This window comes from Mycolicibacterium sp. XJ879 (genome assembly GCF_053483935.1).
The window spans coordinates 1-265 of record NZ_JBEFTH010000050.1; the positions used below are offsets into that span (position 1 = coordinate 1).

At 63.8% G+C, this 265-nt stretch carries 1 protein-coding gene; it reads right to left on the reverse strand.

The annotated features are described in order from the left end of the window. A partial coding sequence (locus ABQF13_RS25345; protein ID WP_448395560.1) for an MspA family porin occupies nucleotides 1-265 on the reverse strand: 265 nt, incomplete at both ends.

Here is a 265-nt window from a genome sequence, read left to right on the forward strand (position 1 = left end):
GCCGAGGAGATCAGCCGGGCGAACGGACGCAACAGCACCCCACCGGCCGCACCGGTCACCGTGCCGTGCGCATTGGACACCGCCACACCGCCTTCAGGGCCCTTCACATCCACCGAGAACGTCGCGACTTCCTGGATACCGGGACCGTTGCCCAGATCCGCGCTGATCGACGCACCCGGGAACAGGTTCGGCGTGGTGATGAAGTTGTCCAAGAAGAAGTCATTACCAGGAATCGGAAGGAACAGCGGCGCCTGGTCGAACAGGA